Source organism: Bradyrhizobium barranii subsp. barranii, assembly GCF_017565645.3.
Classification (GTDB): domain Bacteria; phylum Pseudomonadota; class Alphaproteobacteria; order Rhizobiales; family Xanthobacteraceae; genus Bradyrhizobium; species Bradyrhizobium barranii.
This window is the reverse complement of the sequence record NZ_CP086136.1, coordinates 8,340,651-8,354,631: the sequence shown is the minus strand read 5'-3', so window position 1 is coordinate 8,354,631 and position 13,981 is coordinate 8,340,651. Positions and strand designations below refer to the sequence as shown.

Annotated in this window: 12 protein-coding genes and 3 pseudogenes; 12 read left to right on the top strand and 3 right to left on the bottom strand. The window is 61.0% G+C overall.

From position 1 onward, the window contains the following. Positions 1 to 221: 221 nt before the first annotated feature. Positions 222 to 659: a hypothetical protein gene (locus J4G43_RS40835; protein ID WP_225005405.1), complete on the top strand. Its 438-nt coding sequence runs from the start codon at positions 222 to 224 to the stop codon at positions 657 to 659. A gap of 11 nt (positions 660 to 670) precedes the next feature. Beyond that, complete coding sequence (locus J4G43_RS40830; RefSeq protein ID WP_208088338.1) at positions 671 to 1,324, top strand: TetR/AcrR family transcriptional regulator; 654 nt, start codon at positions 671 to 673, stop codon at positions 1,322 to 1,324. Positions 1,325 to 1,343: 19 nt separating this feature from the next. Here the strand turns inward: J4G43_RS40830 and J4G43_RS40825 are convergent, their stop codons facing one another. Beyond that, positions 1,344 to 2,006 carry a TetR/AcrR family transcriptional regulator gene (locus tag J4G43_RS40825; protein WP_208088337.1) on the bottom strand — a complete coding sequence of 221 codons (663 nt, stop codon included), beginning with the start codon at positions 2,004 to 2,006 and terminating at the stop codon, positions 1,344 to 1,346. A gap of 196 nt (positions 2,007 to 2,202) precedes the next feature. Here J4G43_RS40825 and J4G43_RS40820 point away from each other — a divergent pair, with 196 nt between their 5' ends. The 9 genes and pseudogenes from J4G43_RS40820 to J4G43_RS40780 all read left to right on the top strand — a co-directional run. Continuing rightward, positions 2,203 to 3,336 carry an efflux RND transporter periplasmic adaptor subunit gene (locus tag J4G43_RS40820; RefSeq protein WP_208088336.1) on the top strand — a complete coding sequence of 378 codons (1,134 nt, stop codon included), beginning with the start codon at positions 2,203 to 2,205 and terminating at the stop codon, positions 3,334 to 3,336. After that, positions 3,333 to 4,409: an efflux RND transporter periplasmic adaptor subunit gene (locus J4G43_RS40815; protein WP_208088335.1), complete on the top strand. Its 1,077-nt coding sequence runs from the start codon at positions 3,333 to 3,335 to the stop codon at positions 4,407 to 4,409. The genes J4G43_RS40820 and J4G43_RS40815 overlap by 4 nt, the downstream gene beginning before the upstream one ends. Beyond that, positions 4,406 to 7,558 (top strand): efflux RND transporter permease subunit, encoded by a 3,153-nt coding sequence (locus J4G43_RS40810; RefSeq protein WP_208088334.1) that lies wholly within the window; start codon positions 4,406 to 4,408, stop codon positions 7,556 to 7,558. Before J4G43_RS40815 ends, J4G43_RS40810 begins: the two co-directional genes overlap by 4 nt. A 13-nt stretch (positions 7,559 to 7,571) precedes the next feature. Then, positions 7,572 to 8,090 carry a hypothetical protein gene (locus tag J4G43_RS40805; RefSeq protein WP_208088333.1) on the top strand — a complete coding sequence of 173 codons (519 nt, stop codon included), beginning with the start codon at positions 7,572 to 7,574 and terminating at the stop codon, positions 8,088 to 8,090. A gap of 341 nt (positions 8,091 to 8,431) precedes the next feature. Beyond that, positions 8,432 to 9,582 (top strand): annotated as a pseudogene (locus tag J4G43_RS40800) (DUF3734 domain-containing protein). A 39-nt stretch (positions 9,583 to 9,621) separates the two neighbouring features. Continuing rightward, positions 9,622 to 10,413, top strand: a complete 792-nt coding sequence (locus J4G43_RS40795) for an acetoacetate decarboxylase (protein WP_208088332.1) — start codon at positions 9,622 to 9,624, stop codon at positions 10,411 to 10,413. An 85-nt stretch (positions 10,414 to 10,498) separates the two neighbouring features. Beyond that, positions 10,499 to 11,287 carry a 3-hydroxybutyrate dehydrogenase gene (locus J4G43_RS40790; RefSeq protein ID WP_208088331.1) on the top strand — a complete coding sequence of 263 codons (789 nt, stop codon included), beginning with the start codon at positions 10,499 to 10,501 and terminating at the stop codon, positions 11,285 to 11,287. A 132-nt stretch (positions 11,288 to 11,419) separates the two neighbouring features. Continuing rightward, complete coding sequence (locus J4G43_RS40785) at positions 11,420 to 11,782, top strand: hypothetical protein (RefSeq protein WP_208088330.1); 363 nt, start codon at positions 11,420 to 11,422, stop codon at positions 11,780 to 11,782. After that, a pseudogene (locus tag J4G43_RS40780) lies at positions 11,781 to 12,040 on the top strand (integrase core domain-containing protein); the annotation flags it as partial. The gene J4G43_RS40785 and the pseudogene J4G43_RS40780, both read left to right, overlap by 2 nt. A 102-nt stretch (positions 12,041 to 12,142) precedes the next feature. Here J4G43_RS40780 and J4G43_RS40775 read toward each other — a convergent pair. Beyond that, positions 12,143 to 12,595: pseudogene (locus J4G43_RS40775) on the bottom strand (type II toxin-antitoxin system VapC family toxin); the annotation flags it as partial. A 150-nt stretch (positions 12,596 to 12,745) separates the two neighbouring features. After that, complete coding sequence (locus tag J4G43_RS40770; protein ID WP_011084514.1) at positions 12,746 to 13,810, bottom strand: IS630-like element ISRj1 family transposase; 1,065 nt, start codon at positions 13,808 to 13,810, stop codon at positions 12,746 to 12,748. A 35-nt stretch (positions 13,811 to 13,845) separates the two neighbouring features. On the opposite strand from J4G43_RS40770, the gene J4G43_RS56190 reads away from it, so the two are divergent. Next, positions 13,846 to 13,965: a recombinase family protein gene (locus J4G43_RS56190; RefSeq protein ID WP_208088328.1), complete on the top strand. Its 120-nt coding sequence runs from the start codon at positions 13,846 to 13,848 to the stop codon at positions 13,963 to 13,965. The last annotated feature ends 16 nt before the right edge of the window (positions 13,966 to 13,981 follow it).

The window sequence follows — 13,981 nt, the reverse complement described above, 5'->3', positions numbered from 1 at the left end:
CCGCGGCACTCCCGAACAGAGGGCCGCATGCGCGCCTGACGCCTTCCGGCTGTGCCTTAGCTACATCCCCGACGCCACGAATGTGGAGGCCTGTCTCAGGCAAAGAGAGTCAGACCTGAGCGATGCTTGCAGGGCCGTCTTCGATCACGCTGCGGGAACTGCTGCGGTCAGGACCATCGGATCGCCCCGCCACCGCGGCGCAAGAGATGAGGACTGATCGTATGAACACGATTTATGCGCCCGCTTTCGCTGCGTTCGGGGGCTCGGCCTTCGGAGCGATCTCCACAATCGTAACTGGATGGGTGACTCGGCGCCGCAGGCTTCGCGAGCGTCACTATGCCCGGTCGATTTCCAAGCGCGAGCGGCTCTATCGAAGCTTCATCGAGGAGGCCTCCCGAGTCTACGCCGACGCGCTCGTCAGCGACAAATCCGAGATTCCGCAACTGGTCAATCTGTATGCGCTCATAGGGCGGATGAGGATTCTGTCCAGCGATCAAGTGGTTCAAGCCGCGGAGCGGGCAGGTCGCCTGATCATCGAAACCTACCTGTCACCAAACCGCGAATTTGGCGATCTGCCTGAGTTCCTGGAGGAAATGGATCCCTTGCGTGGCTTCGGGGAAGCCTGCCGACGCGAATTGCATTCGATCCCATCTCACTGAGGTCCCAAGCGATGCAGGAACGCGTACCTCAGGCCGGATCGCCGTGCATTCGTCAGCGGATCGTACAAGCCGCGATCCGATTGCACCGCAAAATCGGGTTCAGGAAGACCACCGTCGCCGATATCGCTCGCGGAACGTCGATGTCGCCCGCCAACGTCTACCGCTTCTTCGCTTCAAAGCAGGCGATCGAAGAGGCGGTCGTGGCGGATTTGTTCGAACAGGTCTCCGCGGCCGCAATCCTTGCGGCTCTCTTGAGCGGATCGGCTCTGGAGCGTCTAACGGCCGCTTTGAGCGCAATCTCGCAACTGCACGAACACCGGCTGGAGAACGACAGCAAATTACACGAATTGGTCGCTGCGGCGGTAAGCGAGAACTGGCCAGTCGCGCTGTCTCACGCAGACCGGATCCGGGAACTTGTGCGCGCGATCATTGCTGGCGGACAGGCGAGCGGCGAACTGCGACCGGGAAGTCCGATGGCGATGACTGGTTGCCTGCTTGAAGCAATGGACGGATATCTCAATCCATCGCGGATCAAGTCGGCTACCGTTCGGCCCGCGTTTGACGAGGTGATGGATTTCTGCGCGGGCGCCCTGCATCACGTACCGTGGGGGCAGTCGATCGACCTCGGCGCCGACTTACGTCCCAAAGCGGTGGCGCAAGGATAGCGGGCGGGGTGTGGCTGATTCACGGCCTCCAATCTGCCTCGCAAGCCGCAAGAAAGAAATTGACCCGTTCGTGCAGGAACGTCGGCAGTTCTTTTTGGAGATCCTTCAGGTCCTCACCCATCAGAGATCTCATAAGCATCGGAAGCAGGATGAGATCCATGAACATCTGCGCGGTCGCTACGCTCCGCTTTGCGCTGAAAGGTCCTTTAGGTGAGCGCGCGACCCTTTGCGTTGCCTCGTTCAAGAGCTGCGATACTGCCCCAGCCGCGCGGTCGCGCGCCGCGTCGTGAACATTTCGGCTCAACTCGGGAAATCGCCGCGCCTCGGCGATCGTCGCGCGCGTGAGATCCAACGTGTCCTCGACGAATCTCTCCACGATCTCGATGCCGAGATTGGCGAGTTTTTCCTGGATGGTGCGGCCTGCCGGCGTGAACCCCTCGAAATCTGTCAATCCGTTGATGGTCCGTGCCACCACGGCCACAAACAGCGCCTCCTTGCCGGGGAAGTGGGCATAGATGGTCGGTTTGCTCGCAGGGGCCAACTCGGAGATGTCATCGATGCTGGCACTCCGAAACCCTTTCTCGAGAAAGAGCTGCTGGGCCGCATCGAGAATCCGCGCCTGGACGTCGCCGGCGAGGTCCTTGGGCGGTCTGCCGCGTTTCGGGCTTTTGTTCTTCGCCATCACGATCTCCTAGTTACGAGTTTGCAGATCCCGCTTGACATGCAGGGAAGGAAAATGCAAGAAAAAGAAAATATACGGTTTAGTGTAATAAAAGCCAGCGCAGACAGCTTTGCTTGCCGGGTCTGCGATAGCTCGTCCGGATGGACCGGCAGGAGCAACCTGAGGAGATAACCGTGACTGACCACATGGACTTGTCATGAAACATCACGCAGCCAACCAAAATGGCAACGCTGAAACTGCCAGCAAAGGCAGGCTGAGAGGGGCTGGCCTCCTGGCGGCCGCGCTGGCCGCAATCGCGCTGAGTGGTTGCAATGATCATTCTGCCGCTCCCATCATGCGCGCTGCTATCGTGCGCACGGAGATCGTGCAGCCGCGCGACCGGCAAGCCTCCGTCACGCTGACCGGCGAAATCCAGGCCCGTTTCCACGCTGACCAGTCATTCCGCGTCAGTGGACGTGTGCTCGCGCGCTACGTCGATGTCGGCGCGCACGTCGAGGCTGGTGAGATCCTGGCTGTACTCGATCCAGCGGAGCAGCAGGCCGACGTCGATGCCGCGACCGCGGCGGTGCTGGCCGCAGAATCTCAGCTGCGCGTGGCCAAGGTAACCTTCGAACGGCAGAAGGCGCTGATCGCAAGCGGTTTTACCACGCGGACGGTCTACGATCAGGCGCAGGAAGGATTGCGAACCGCAGAAGGTGCGCTTGAAGCAGCAAAGGCGGAGCTGGGAACGTCGAAAGACGCCCTTGGCTATACCGCACTGCGCGCGGAAGCGGCAGGCGTGGTCACCGCGCGCAATCTGGAAGTCGGCCAGGTCGTACAGGCCGCGCAACCCGTGTTTTCGCTGGCGCAGGACGGAGAACGGGATGCCGTCTTCGACATCTACGAATCCCTCTTCTTTGGTGATCTCGACGCCGGCAGCGTATCGCTGGCGCTTGTCTCCGACGCTGGCGTGATGGCGAGCGGGCATGTCAGGGAAGTCTCGCCCGCGATTGACGCGAGAAGCGCGACCATCCGCGTCAAGGTTGCCATTCAGGATCCATCGGCAGCGATGACGCTTGGAAGCGCCGTTGCAGGAACCGTCAAAGCGAAAGCCCAGCAGCAGATCGCATTGCCCTGGAGTGCATTGGCGGCGGCGGGATCGAAGCCCGCGGTTTGGACCGTCGACCCGGCGACCAAAACAGCTGCGCTGAAGCCGGTGACGATCGGCGGTTATGAAGCCCGTGAAGTGCTGATCAAGGCGGGACTCAAGCCGGGGGAGCGCGTCGTGATCGATGGCGGCAAGCTGCTGAGCAATGGCCAGGCCGTGACATATGAGGGAGATCCGTCATGAAGAGGCGCGCTATGATTACAGCCGGCGCGATTGTATCCGCGCTGGTGCTGGTTGGATGCCAGCAGGAGGTGAAAGCGCCCGAGCCTGTGCGACCCGTGCTGTCGATGGTGCTTGAGCCAAGCCGCCCGGACGGCATCGTCGCCGTTGGCGTTGTTGAGCCGCAGTATAAGACCAATCTCGCGTTCCGCGTCCTGGGACGTCTGACCGGGCGTCCCGTCTCCGTTGGTGACGTCGTCAGCGAAGGACAAACAGTCGGTGTCATCGATTCCATGGCTCTGGAGCTTGCGGTGCGCTCGGCGAAGGCTGAGCTCACCAAGGCCGAAGCGCTCCTGGCGACTGCCAAGGCGACTGAGGAGCGGCAGCGGACCCTCATCACAACCGACGCCACCACCAAGCAGACACTGGACAACGCCGAGCAGGCGCGAGCCGGTGCCGCCGCGTCGGTCGCACACACACAGGCGAACTTGATCAAGGCCATCGAGCAACGGGGCTATGCCCAGCTCAAGGCCGATTTCGCCGGTGTCGTCACTGCGGTGGGCGCAGAAGTCGGACAAGTGGTCTCTCCTGGCCAAAATGTCGTGACGGTTGCGAGGCCCGACATCCGGGAGGCGGTGGTCGATATCGGGGAGGATTTCCCGGTGCCGCTTGAAATTGGCTTGCCGTTCAGTGTCGGCTTGCAGTTGCTCCCCGCCGTCCGGGGCGACGGCAAGGTTCGCGAGATCGCTCCGCAGGCAGACCCCGTGACGCGCCTGCGGCGAGTCCGTATCGCCCTGAACTATCCGCCTGAAAGCTTCCGCTTGGGCACGACTGTCACCGCGACGCTCGACAAAACGCAAAGCCCGACATTGCGTGTCCCCGCCTCGGCGGTGCTCGCCAAGGATGGCGAGAATTTTGTCTGGGTCGTCGATCAGCCTGCGAGCACCGTGTCGCTGCACAAGGTCGATCTCGCCGGGGACCCCGCAGGTGCCCGCGTCGCCAGTGGGCTTGCCCCCGGCGCGCGCATCGTGACCGCCGGAATCCACAGCCTCAAACAAGGACAACACGTCCGTATCGAAAAGGATCAGAAGCCATGACGTCGTTCAACCTTTCCGACTGGGCGCTCCGCCACCGTTCGCTCGTCTGGTATTTCATGATCGCCTTCATGGCGGCAGGCCTCTTTGCCTATCTTCAGCTTGGTCGTCAGGAAGATCCCGACTTCACCATCAAGACCATGGTGATCCAGGCGCAGTGGCCGGGCGCAGCGCCCGACGAAATGACGCGCCAGGTCACTGACAGGATCGAAAAGAAGCTCGAGGAGCTGGAATCGCTAGACTACACCAAGAGCGTGACGGTCGCGGGCCAGACCACCGTATTCGTCTATCTGCGAGACACGACAAAAGCGGCTGACGTCAAGCCAACCTGGGTCCGCGTCCGCAACATGATCGCGGATATCAAGGGCGAATTCCCGCAAGGCGTGATCGGGCCGGGCTTCAACGATCGCTTCGGCGACGTGTTCGGCAACATTTATGCCTTCACCAGCGACGGCTTGACCCAGCGTCAGCTGCGCGACGAGGTCGAGGGTATCCGCGCCAAGGTGTTGACCGTGCCGGATGTGGGTAAGGTCGACATTCTGGGAACACAGGACGAGGTAATTTACCTCGAATTCTCTACCCGGAAGGTCGCGGCCCTTGGCCTCGACGTCCACTCGATCATGGCCTCTTTGCAGGGACAAAACGCGGTCGCGCCGTCCGGAGTCTTCCAGGACGGGCCCGAGCGGATCAGCGTGCGGGTCAACGGCCGGTTCACGTCGGAGGCAAGCCTGAACGCGGTCAATCTTCGGATCAACGACCGCTTCTTTCCGCTCACTGACGTCGCGACCATCACGCGCGGTTATGCCGATCCGGCCAAGACCTTGTTCAGGTACAACGGCCAGCCTGCAATCGGGCTCGCCATCGGCATGAAGTCCGGCGCAAACCTGCTTCACTTCGGCGAGGCGCTGAAAGAGCAAATGACGAAGGTCATTTCCGACCTGCCGATCGGCGTCGGCGTTCACCTGGTCGCCGATCAGCCTGTTGTCGTCGAGCATGCGGTGTCGGGCTTTACTGAAGCGCTGTTTGAGGCCGTCGTTATCGTTCTCGCCATCAGCTTTCTCAGCTTGGGCATGCGCGCCGGGCTTGTCGTCGCAATTGCGATCCCGCTGGTTCTCGCCATTACGTTCGTGGTGATGAACTATGCCGGCATTTCATTGCAGAGAATTTCGCTGGGTGCATTGATCATCGCGCTGGGCCTTCTGGTCGATGACGCGATGATTGCGGTCGAAATGATGGTGGCCCGGCTGGAGGTCGGCGATCCTCTGGAAAAGGCGGCGACCCACGTCTATACGTCGACCGCCTTTCCCATGCTGACGGGCACGCTGGTCACCGTCGCCGGTTTCATCCCGATCGGGCTGAACGCCAGCAATGCCGGTGAGTTCACCTTCACCCTGTTCGTGGTGATTGGGGTCTCCCTGATCGTGTCGTGGATCGTCGCAGTGCTGTTCACGCCGCTGCTCGGCGTCACCATCCTGCCCGCAAAGATGAAGGGGCACCACGGGAAGAAGGGCCGGCTGGCGCAGATGTTCGCCCGCCTGCTGCTCGTCTGCATGCATCACCGCTGGATCACGGTCGGCGTGACGGTTGCGGCCTTATTCGTGGCGTTGTTCGGCATGACTTTCGTGCAGCAGCAGTTCTTTCCCTCGTCGGACCGTGACGAGCTGGTGATCGACTGGAATCTGCCGCAAAATGCCTCGATTGCAGACACCAATGCGCAGATGGCGCGCTTCGAGCGTGAACAGCTGCAGGGCAATGGCTCCGTGGAGCATTGGTCGACGTATGTCGGCACCGGCGCGCCGCGGTTTGTGCTGTCGTTCGACGTGCAGACGGCCAATGCATGGTTCGGCCAGCAAGTGGTCGTGACCAAGGGTGGCATAAAGGCGCGCGATCTCGTCAAGGCGCAGTTCGAGGAATATCTGAGGAAGACGTTTCCAGGCACCGACACCTACGTCAAATTGCTTGAGGTCGGCCCACCCGTGGGACGTCCCGTGCAATACCGCGTGAGCGGACCAGATATCGCAAAGGTCAGAGATCTCTCGCAGGAACTTGCCGGCATCGTCCGGAGCAACCCCGGTCTCGGCAACGTCGTGTTCGACTGGATGGAGCCCGCGCGCGTCGTCAAGGTCGACGTTCTCCAGGACAAGGCGCGCCAGCTCGGCGTGACGTCGGAAGACATCGCCACGGCAGTGAACTCGGTGCTCGAGGGCACCCCGATCACACAGGTTCGCGACAGCATCTACCTCGTCAATGTCACGGGACGCGCTACTGCGGTCGATCGCGGCTCGATCGATACGCTCCGGGATCTGCAGTTGACCGGGCAGGGCGGGCAGTCGGTGCCGCTCGGGGCCGTGGCGAATCTGCGCTACGAAATCGAGCAGCCGACGATCTGGCGCCGCGCGCGGATTCCCACGATCACGCTGAAGGCCGGCATCGTCACCAACGTCCAGCCGAAGACAATCATGGACCAGTTGGCGCCGAAGGTGGCGGAGTTCGGCAAGGAACTGCCGGCGGGTTATTCGGTGGCGATCGGCGGCTCCGTGGAGGAAAGCGCCAAGAGCCAGTCGCCGATCGTTGCCGTCGTTCCGCTGATGCTGTTCGTCATGGCTACGGTCCTGATGATTCAGCTGCGGAGCTTCCATCGCCTGTTCCTGGTGTTTGCGGTCGCACCGCTTGCGGTGATCGGCGTCGTCATGGCCCTGCTGCCGAGCGGCGCTCCTCTCGGCTTCGTTGCCATCCTGGGCGTGCTGGCGCTGATTGGCATTCTGGTCCGGAACTCAGTGATCCTGATCGTGCAGATTGAGGATCTGGGGAAGGAGGGGCGCCCGGCCTGGGATGCCGTCGTGGAAGCGACCGAGCATCGCATGCGGCCGATCCTGCTGACAGCAGCCGCCGCAAGTCTCGCACTGATTCCGATCGCGCGCGAGATTTTCTGGGGCCCGATGGCCTACGCGATGATGGGCGGCATCATCGTCGGCACGCTGCTGACGCTCCTGTTCCTGCCGGCGCTCTATGTGGCGTGGTTCCGGATCCACCCTGTCCACGACGATTGCCGGCCAATGTCAGAGACGGTTGACCCGGCGCACGAAACTCATTCGTCGAACCCGACTCTTGCGCCGGCCGCGCCGGTGCCGGTCCTTGAAACGCAAATCTGAAACGGAGACTATCATGTCCAGGAAGACACTCTTGACGTTGTCGCTCAGCTCGACGCTCGCAGCGATTTCGTTGGCGCCGACCGCGGTGTATGCGCAATTTCCCGGTCCTCCTCCCATGGGGCCGGGCGGTCCTCCGCCGATCGCGGCCGGCGGTCCTCCCGCATTCGCAAGTCCACCTCCCATGGGGCCTGGCGTTGCGGCCCATGCCGGCCTCGGCGGTCCGGCTCCTCGGTTGGGCACCGGCGTTGGTCCTCGCGGCGATCTAAGGGCGCTTGGCGGCGTCCACGCCGGCGGTCGCGACGGACCCACGGTTGCACGCTCGGTCCAGGCTCGCTCTGCATTGGTCAGCGACAGCCGTTCCGGAAGCTTCAGCCATGGCTATGGCGGGCGGCGATACGGTTATGGTGCAGCCTATGCCGCTGGAGCCTATGCCGGCTATGCCTATGGCAGCAGCTCGAACGAGGGCAATTATTCCGATAGCGACTGCTACTATGCCTACAGTCGCCACCGACGCGTTCTGGTCTGCAACTAGCCAACACGAGATCGGGCAGGGCGGACCTCATCCGACGAACACTGCGGTTGATATCGTAAGCGCGTGGGCATCGCTGGTGCTCGTAACAAAGACCGGTTCGTTCACCACAGTGGCGTGACGTCGAAGCAGAATTTGGCGTTGCGCCAGCGTGCCGAACCGGTTGGGCAGTCGATAACAACGTCGAGCGAACGTGACTCAATCAGTTGCAGCACGAGCTTGTGAATGCGCCCGCTTGACGCGACACTAAATAAACTATACGGTATATTTTAGTAAGCCGGACGACGAACGCGATCCGGACAGAACGCGGGCTTGAGCAACCGCAAACCAAGAGCACACGAACCATGAACTTTCAGACTCGCCCACACTTCGCGACCGCCGAGCGGCGTCTGCCATTCGATTGCATCGCGTTGCTCTTGCAAGGCGGCGGCGCTTTGGGGGCTTACCAGGGAGGCGTCTACGAGGCCCTGGCTGAAGCCAACATCCATCCCGATTGGATTGCCGGCATTTCGATTGGAGCGATCAACGCTGCAATCATCGCGGGCAATCCTCCCAATTCCCGGGTTGACCGGCTTCGCGAGTTTTGGACGCAGGTGACGCTGGACGCGCCATTCACCGATTTGATGAATAGCGATCACACCCGCAATTTTCTCAATCAGGTGAATGCGAGCTTCGCGGCGATGTTTGGCGCGAGCGGTTTCTTCTCTGCGCGGCCACTGGCGCCGTGGTTGCAAGCGGGTGGAACGCTTGCCGCCACGAGCATCTACGACACGAGCGCGCTAAAGACGACATTGGAGCGCCTTGTCGATTTCGATCGCACAACGCCGGTATGACGCGGTTCAGCGCAGGTGCCGTCAATGTGAGGACCGGCAATCTGGTCTATTTCGACACGGCTAAGCATACGATTCGGCCCGAGCACATCCTTGCGAGTGGGGCGCTGCCGCCGGGCTTTCCGGCGGTCGAAATCGATGGCGAACACTATTGGGATGGCGGCCTCGTATCCAACACTCCGTTGCAGTGGGTGATCGAGTGTGGCGCCCGTCATGACACGCTTGTGTTTCAGGTCGATCTCTGGAGCGCGCGCGGCCAGATTCCGCGCAATATGGCCGACGTCATTACGCGTCAAAAGGAGATTCAATATTCGAGCCGCACGCGAGCGAGCACAGACCAGTTCAAGAGCCTGCACCGGTTGCAGCGAGAGGTGGCGGCTCTCTTGAGCAGGCTGCCTGAAGATCTGCGCGAGCAAGAGGACGTCAGGCTGCTCAAGACAGCTGCCTCTCACAACGTGCACAGCCTCGTTCACCTGATCTATCGCGCGCGGGACTACGAAGGCCACTCAAAGGACTACGAATTTTCCCGCCTCTCGATGCAGGATCATTGGCGCGCCGGCTATCACGATGCGTTGCGCACCCTCCGACATCCCGAGGTGCTGGCCCGCCCGACCAGTGCGGACGGCGTCTCCACCTTCGATCTTGAGCAGGATGGTCGCGAATAGGCCAGCCAGCCGGTTATTCCCAGTCACAGGAGAAATTGAATGCACGAGAATGAAGTCGTGAGGCGGGCGTTCGCGATGCCGCTCACCAATCCGGCCTATCCTCCGGGACCGTATCGCTTCGTCAACCGCGAATACCTGGTCATCACTTACCGCACCGATCCGGCGAAGCTGCGATCGGTCGTTCCGGCTCCGCTCGAACTTGATGAACGCGAAGCGCTGGTCAAATACGAATTCATCCGGATGCCGGATTCCAACGGTTTTGGCGACTACACCGAGAGCGGCCAGGTCATCCCGGTGTCGTTCCGCGGTCGCAGGGGCGGCTACACCCACTGCATGTTCCTGAACGATGAGGGACCGATCGCAGGCGGCCGCGAGCTCTGGGGCTTTCCGAAAAAGCTTGCCCAGCCGACGCTGCGGACCGAGATCGATACGCTCATCGGCACTCTGGATTACGGTCCGTTGCGGGTAGCAACCGGCACGATGGGATACAAGCACCGCGAAGCCGACCTGGCGCAAGTCAAAGCCGCTCTCGAGGAGCCGAACTTCCTTCTCAAGATCATTCCGCACGTCGACGGCACGCCACGTATCTGCGAACTGGTCGAATATCACCTCGAGCAGCTTGTCTTGAAAGGGGCGTGGACCGGACCCGCGGCTCTCGCCTTGACGCCTCACGCCCTGGCCCCCGTGGCCGACTTGCCGGTTCTTGAGATCGTGTCCGCGGTTCACATCCGTGCAGACCTTACCCTGGGGCTCGGCAAGGTCGTTCACGACTATCTGCAACAGCCGGTTCGACGCCCGGTCCGGAACTACGAGAGAAGTCTGGTCACATGATGGATGACCGCGATCGGCTGCGCGAACCCGGAAACAGCCTGGCGTTGAGCCACAAGACCGTCACAGATCAACAAGGAAAGGCGAAATGGATATTTTGAAAGGTAAAGTCGCAGTCGTGACTGGCTCGACCAGCGGCATCGGTCTTGCGTATGCGCGGGAATTCGCAGGTGCTGGCGCCAATATTGTGCTCAACGGGATTGGGGCGCCGGCCGACGTTGAAAAAACGCGGACTGCAATCGAGAGCGATTTTGGCGTGAAGGCTATCTATTCGCCCGCGAATATGACCGAGCCAATCGAAATCGCCAACATGATCTCGTTTGCCGAGAGGACGTTTGGCAGTGTGGACGTGCTCGTCAACAATGCCGGCATCCAGCATGTCTCGCCAATCGAGGATTTTCCGGTCGAAAAGTGGGACGCAGTCATCGCAATCAATCTCCCCTCCGCATTCCATGCGTTCCGTGCCGTTACTCCTGGCATGAAGAGGCGCGGCTGGGGCCGTATCATCACCACGGCCTCGGCGCATTCGCTCGTCGCGTCCCCCTTCAAGTCGGCCTATGTCGCGGCCAAGCACGGCATCGTGGGACTCACCAAGACGGTGGCGCTGGAACTCGCCCGGTCTATGATCACCTGCAACTGCATCAGCCCCGGCTACGTCTGGACGCCATTAGTGGAGAAGCAAATCCCGAATACAATGGAGGCGCGCAACATGAGCAGGGATCTGGTGATCAACGACGTCCTGCTCGCGGCCCAGCCGACGAAGGAGTTCGTCACGGTCGAGCAGGTGGCGTCGCTGGCGCTGTTCCTGTGCAGCCAAGACGCCGCGCAGATCACCGGCGCCAACCTCTCGATCGACGGCGGCTGGACGGCCGCGTAGGCCCGCGCGAAATGCGCACTGGCTCGTGGAACGCGCGGTCAAAGAAGATGGTCGACGAACAGCTGCACTAGACCAACCCAAGTACATACGACTGCCTACTGAACATCAACCAATTCCTCTGGAGAGAAGATCATGAACAAGCGACTGATCACGAATGTCATTGGCTGTGCCTGCCTTATGCTGGCGACTGCTGCCGAAGCCCGAACCTCTTACGACGGTCCCTGGAATCTCGTCTTCGTGACGCAACGCGGAAGCTGCGATCCGACCTACAATTTCGCAGTGAACATAGACGACGGCGTTGTGACGCATCCCAATCTGGTGAAGTTCAGTGGGTATGTCGGAAGATCAGGCGCCGTTCGCGCGTCGGTGACGGTCCATGACAAATACGCATCAGGCTCGGGAAGGCTGACGCGAGACGCCGGCGGCGGGACCTGGAGCGGCCACGCAGCAGGTGGGCGCTGCTCGGGATATTGGACCGCACAACGAAACAACTAGGACGCAACCACCGGGATACTCGCCGAAGACCACGGCAAGGCCGAACGATTCATTCAGACGAGCTTGCGCGAATGGGAATGCCCAGGCGTACAACACTTCACCCGAACGCGCCGCCGATCTGCCGCGATGGCTTCATCACTACAATTGGCACCGACCTGGCGGCAGCGTCAAATCAAAGCCGCCAGTCAGCAGACTCGGTTCAACCGGGATAAAATATTGAGGTTAAACTTCGGCTATCCGGATTATCGTGTGGAATGACGCGTGCGTCGTGGCCTTTACTGCCGTGGGAGCTTCTAATCCTTCGCTACCCGGAGTTCTTGAGGCACCGCGGGAATTTTCTGAGCGACTGGCATTGGCTCGCGCCTGCCGATACAGAATGATCGGAACGCCCGGAACAAGTTGGTTCAGGAAGTCGAAGTCGCCGACATTCCCTGTCAATATGCTGGCACCGATGCCCCGCGCCTGAAGATAGATGAGCGCATCGTTGAGGTATTTCCGCTCATGACCCGCACCCTTCGGCGCGCCGCTGAGACGAAAGAGCTCGCCCGCAAGCATTCCCGCTTCGCCCCACATTGCCGTATCTGGAGCTTGCAAGCGATGCTGCGGAATGTCTTCAATCACATCCCGTACCGTTTGCAGAACCCCACTCGTTGAGGGGTGGGCCGGATCGAGCCGCCCGAACACATGCGTTAGTTCGGCTAGGCAGACGGCCGAGTGGTGGCAGACGCGATATGTCAGCAATTCATCGACGGCGTCCGGCGTGCGTGCCTGCAAGACGTCGAGGTAAACGCTGGTATCGAGAATTAGCGCGCCGAAGCGGGATAAGGCTCGGCAACCTGCGCAACCTTGATGCCGCCGGCTCCCAGGGACGCGCAATCCAGGTTAGGGCGGCAGACGAGTTCGCTCGAGGCATTCTGCCGGTGATCCGGCTATCCAGGCAGCAGGGAGCACTAGTACCCGGAATCAGAGCTGAGTGATACGGCGGCCTTTGAAACGGCGTTGACGGACCTTTTTCTTGGTCCAGACGAAGGGCTCGGCTCTGTCGTTGTATGCGTTGACGTAGGCATCGATGTGTTCCTGAAGCTGCTTGAGGCTCGTGAAGGAGGTGCCGCTGAGCGACTGCCCCTGCAAGATGGAAAACCATACTTCGACCTGATTGAGCCATGACGCACTTGTCGGCGTGAAATGAAATTGCACGTTGGGGTGGGCCTTGAGCCAGTCCTCGTTCTTTTTATGGGTGTTGAGGTTGTCGAGGATGACGTGAAGCTTGCGGTTCGGAAAAGTCGCGGTGACGCTGTTCATGAAATCGAGAAACTCGACGCGGCGCCGGCGTTTTGAATGGGTCGCGATGATCTTTCCGGTGGCGACTTCGAGCGCCGCAAACAATGTTGTGGTGCCATGCCGCTTGTAATCGTGGCTTTGGCCGGTTAAGGCGCGGCCATTGGGCAACTTCAGATAACCCTGCGCTCGCTCCAAAGCCTGGATCGAGGGCTTCTCGTCCACGCACAGCACAATGGCCTTCGCCGGCGGCGCGACATAGAGGCCGACAACATCGGCGGCTTTGGCCGTAAAGTTCGGGTCGTTGCTCTCGCACCAGGACTTGCGAGCCACCAGGTCAATCTTGTGGCTGCGCAGGAACCGCCAGACATATTGGACATCGACATCGCCCAGCGCCTCGGCCAGCAGGGGGCCGGTCCAGCGCGCAAACCCTTGCGGTGGCGGCTTATCCAGCAGCTTCAGAATCCGCTTGTCGGTCGTCTTCGTATAGATCGGCTGCTTGCCAGGCCGCGGCTTGTCTTGCAGCCCTTCAAGGCCATGGTCGGCATAGCGATGCCGCCAAAGGCTGACAATCCGCGGCTGGACCCCAACTTCCTTGGCGATCGACCGGGTGCTGCGCCCATCCGCCGCCAACAGAACTATCCGCGCCCGCTTCAAATCGCGCTGCAACGTCACCGGTGAGCGACAGCACGCCTCAAGCACCTTGCGATCTTTCCTCGAAAGGTGGACTTCTCTTGCTTCGGGTATCATCCCGACCTTGAATCACGACTCACGTTCCAAGAAAAGTGGGTACTAGCTTCGCGTCCATTGCCAGTGCGCTCAATGAGCGCGGCGTCAAATCCGCTCGCGGCGGCAAGTGGCACGTCTCTTCTGTAGCGAACGTGCTATCCCGCGCGAGCTCCTGATACGGTCTCCTATGTT

Excerpts from the sequence above, each read along its gene's own strand:
- J4G43_RS40830 (WP_208088338.1), top strand. The coding sequence starts at position 671 with ATGCAGGAACGCGTACCTCAGGCCGGATCGCCGTGCATTCGTCAGCGG.
- J4G43_RS40785 (WP_208088330.1), top strand. The coding sequence starts at position 11,420 with ATGAACAAGCGACTGATCACGAATGTCATTGGCTGTGCCTGCCTTATG.
- J4G43_RS40805 (WP_208088333.1), top strand. The coding sequence starts at position 7,572 with ATGTCCAGGAAGACACTCTTGACGTTGTCGCTCAGCTCGACGCTCGCA.
- J4G43_RS40825 (WP_208088337.1), bottom strand. The coding sequence starts at position 2,006 with ATGGCGAAGAACAAAAGCCCGAAACGCGGCAGACCGCCCAAGGACCTC.
- J4G43_RS40820 (WP_208088336.1), top strand. The coding sequence starts at position 2,203 with ATGAAACATCACGCAGCCAACCAAAATGGCAACGCTGAAACTGCCAGC.
- J4G43_RS40835 (WP_225005405.1), top strand. The coding sequence starts at position 222 with ATGAACACGATTTATGCGCCCGCTTTCGCTGCGTTCGGGGGCTCGGCC.
- J4G43_RS40810 (WP_208088334.1), top strand. The coding sequence starts at position 4,406 with ATGACGTCGTTCAACCTTTCCGACTGGGCGCTCCGCCACCGTTCGCTC.
- J4G43_RS40790 (WP_208088331.1), top strand. The coding sequence starts at position 10,499 with ATGGATATTTTGAAAGGTAAAGTCGCAGTCGTGACTGGCTCGACCAGC.
- J4G43_RS40770 (WP_011084514.1), bottom strand. The coding sequence starts at position 13,810 with ATGATACCCGAAGCAAGAGAAGTCCACCTTTCGAGGAAAGATCGCAAG.
- J4G43_RS40795 (WP_208088332.1), top strand. The coding sequence starts at position 9,622 with ATGCACGAGAATGAAGTCGTGAGGCGGGCGTTCGCGATGCCGCTCACC.
- J4G43_RS40815 (WP_208088335.1), top strand. The coding sequence starts at position 3,333 with ATGAAGAGGCGCGCTATGATTACAGCCGGCGCGATTGTATCCGCGCTG.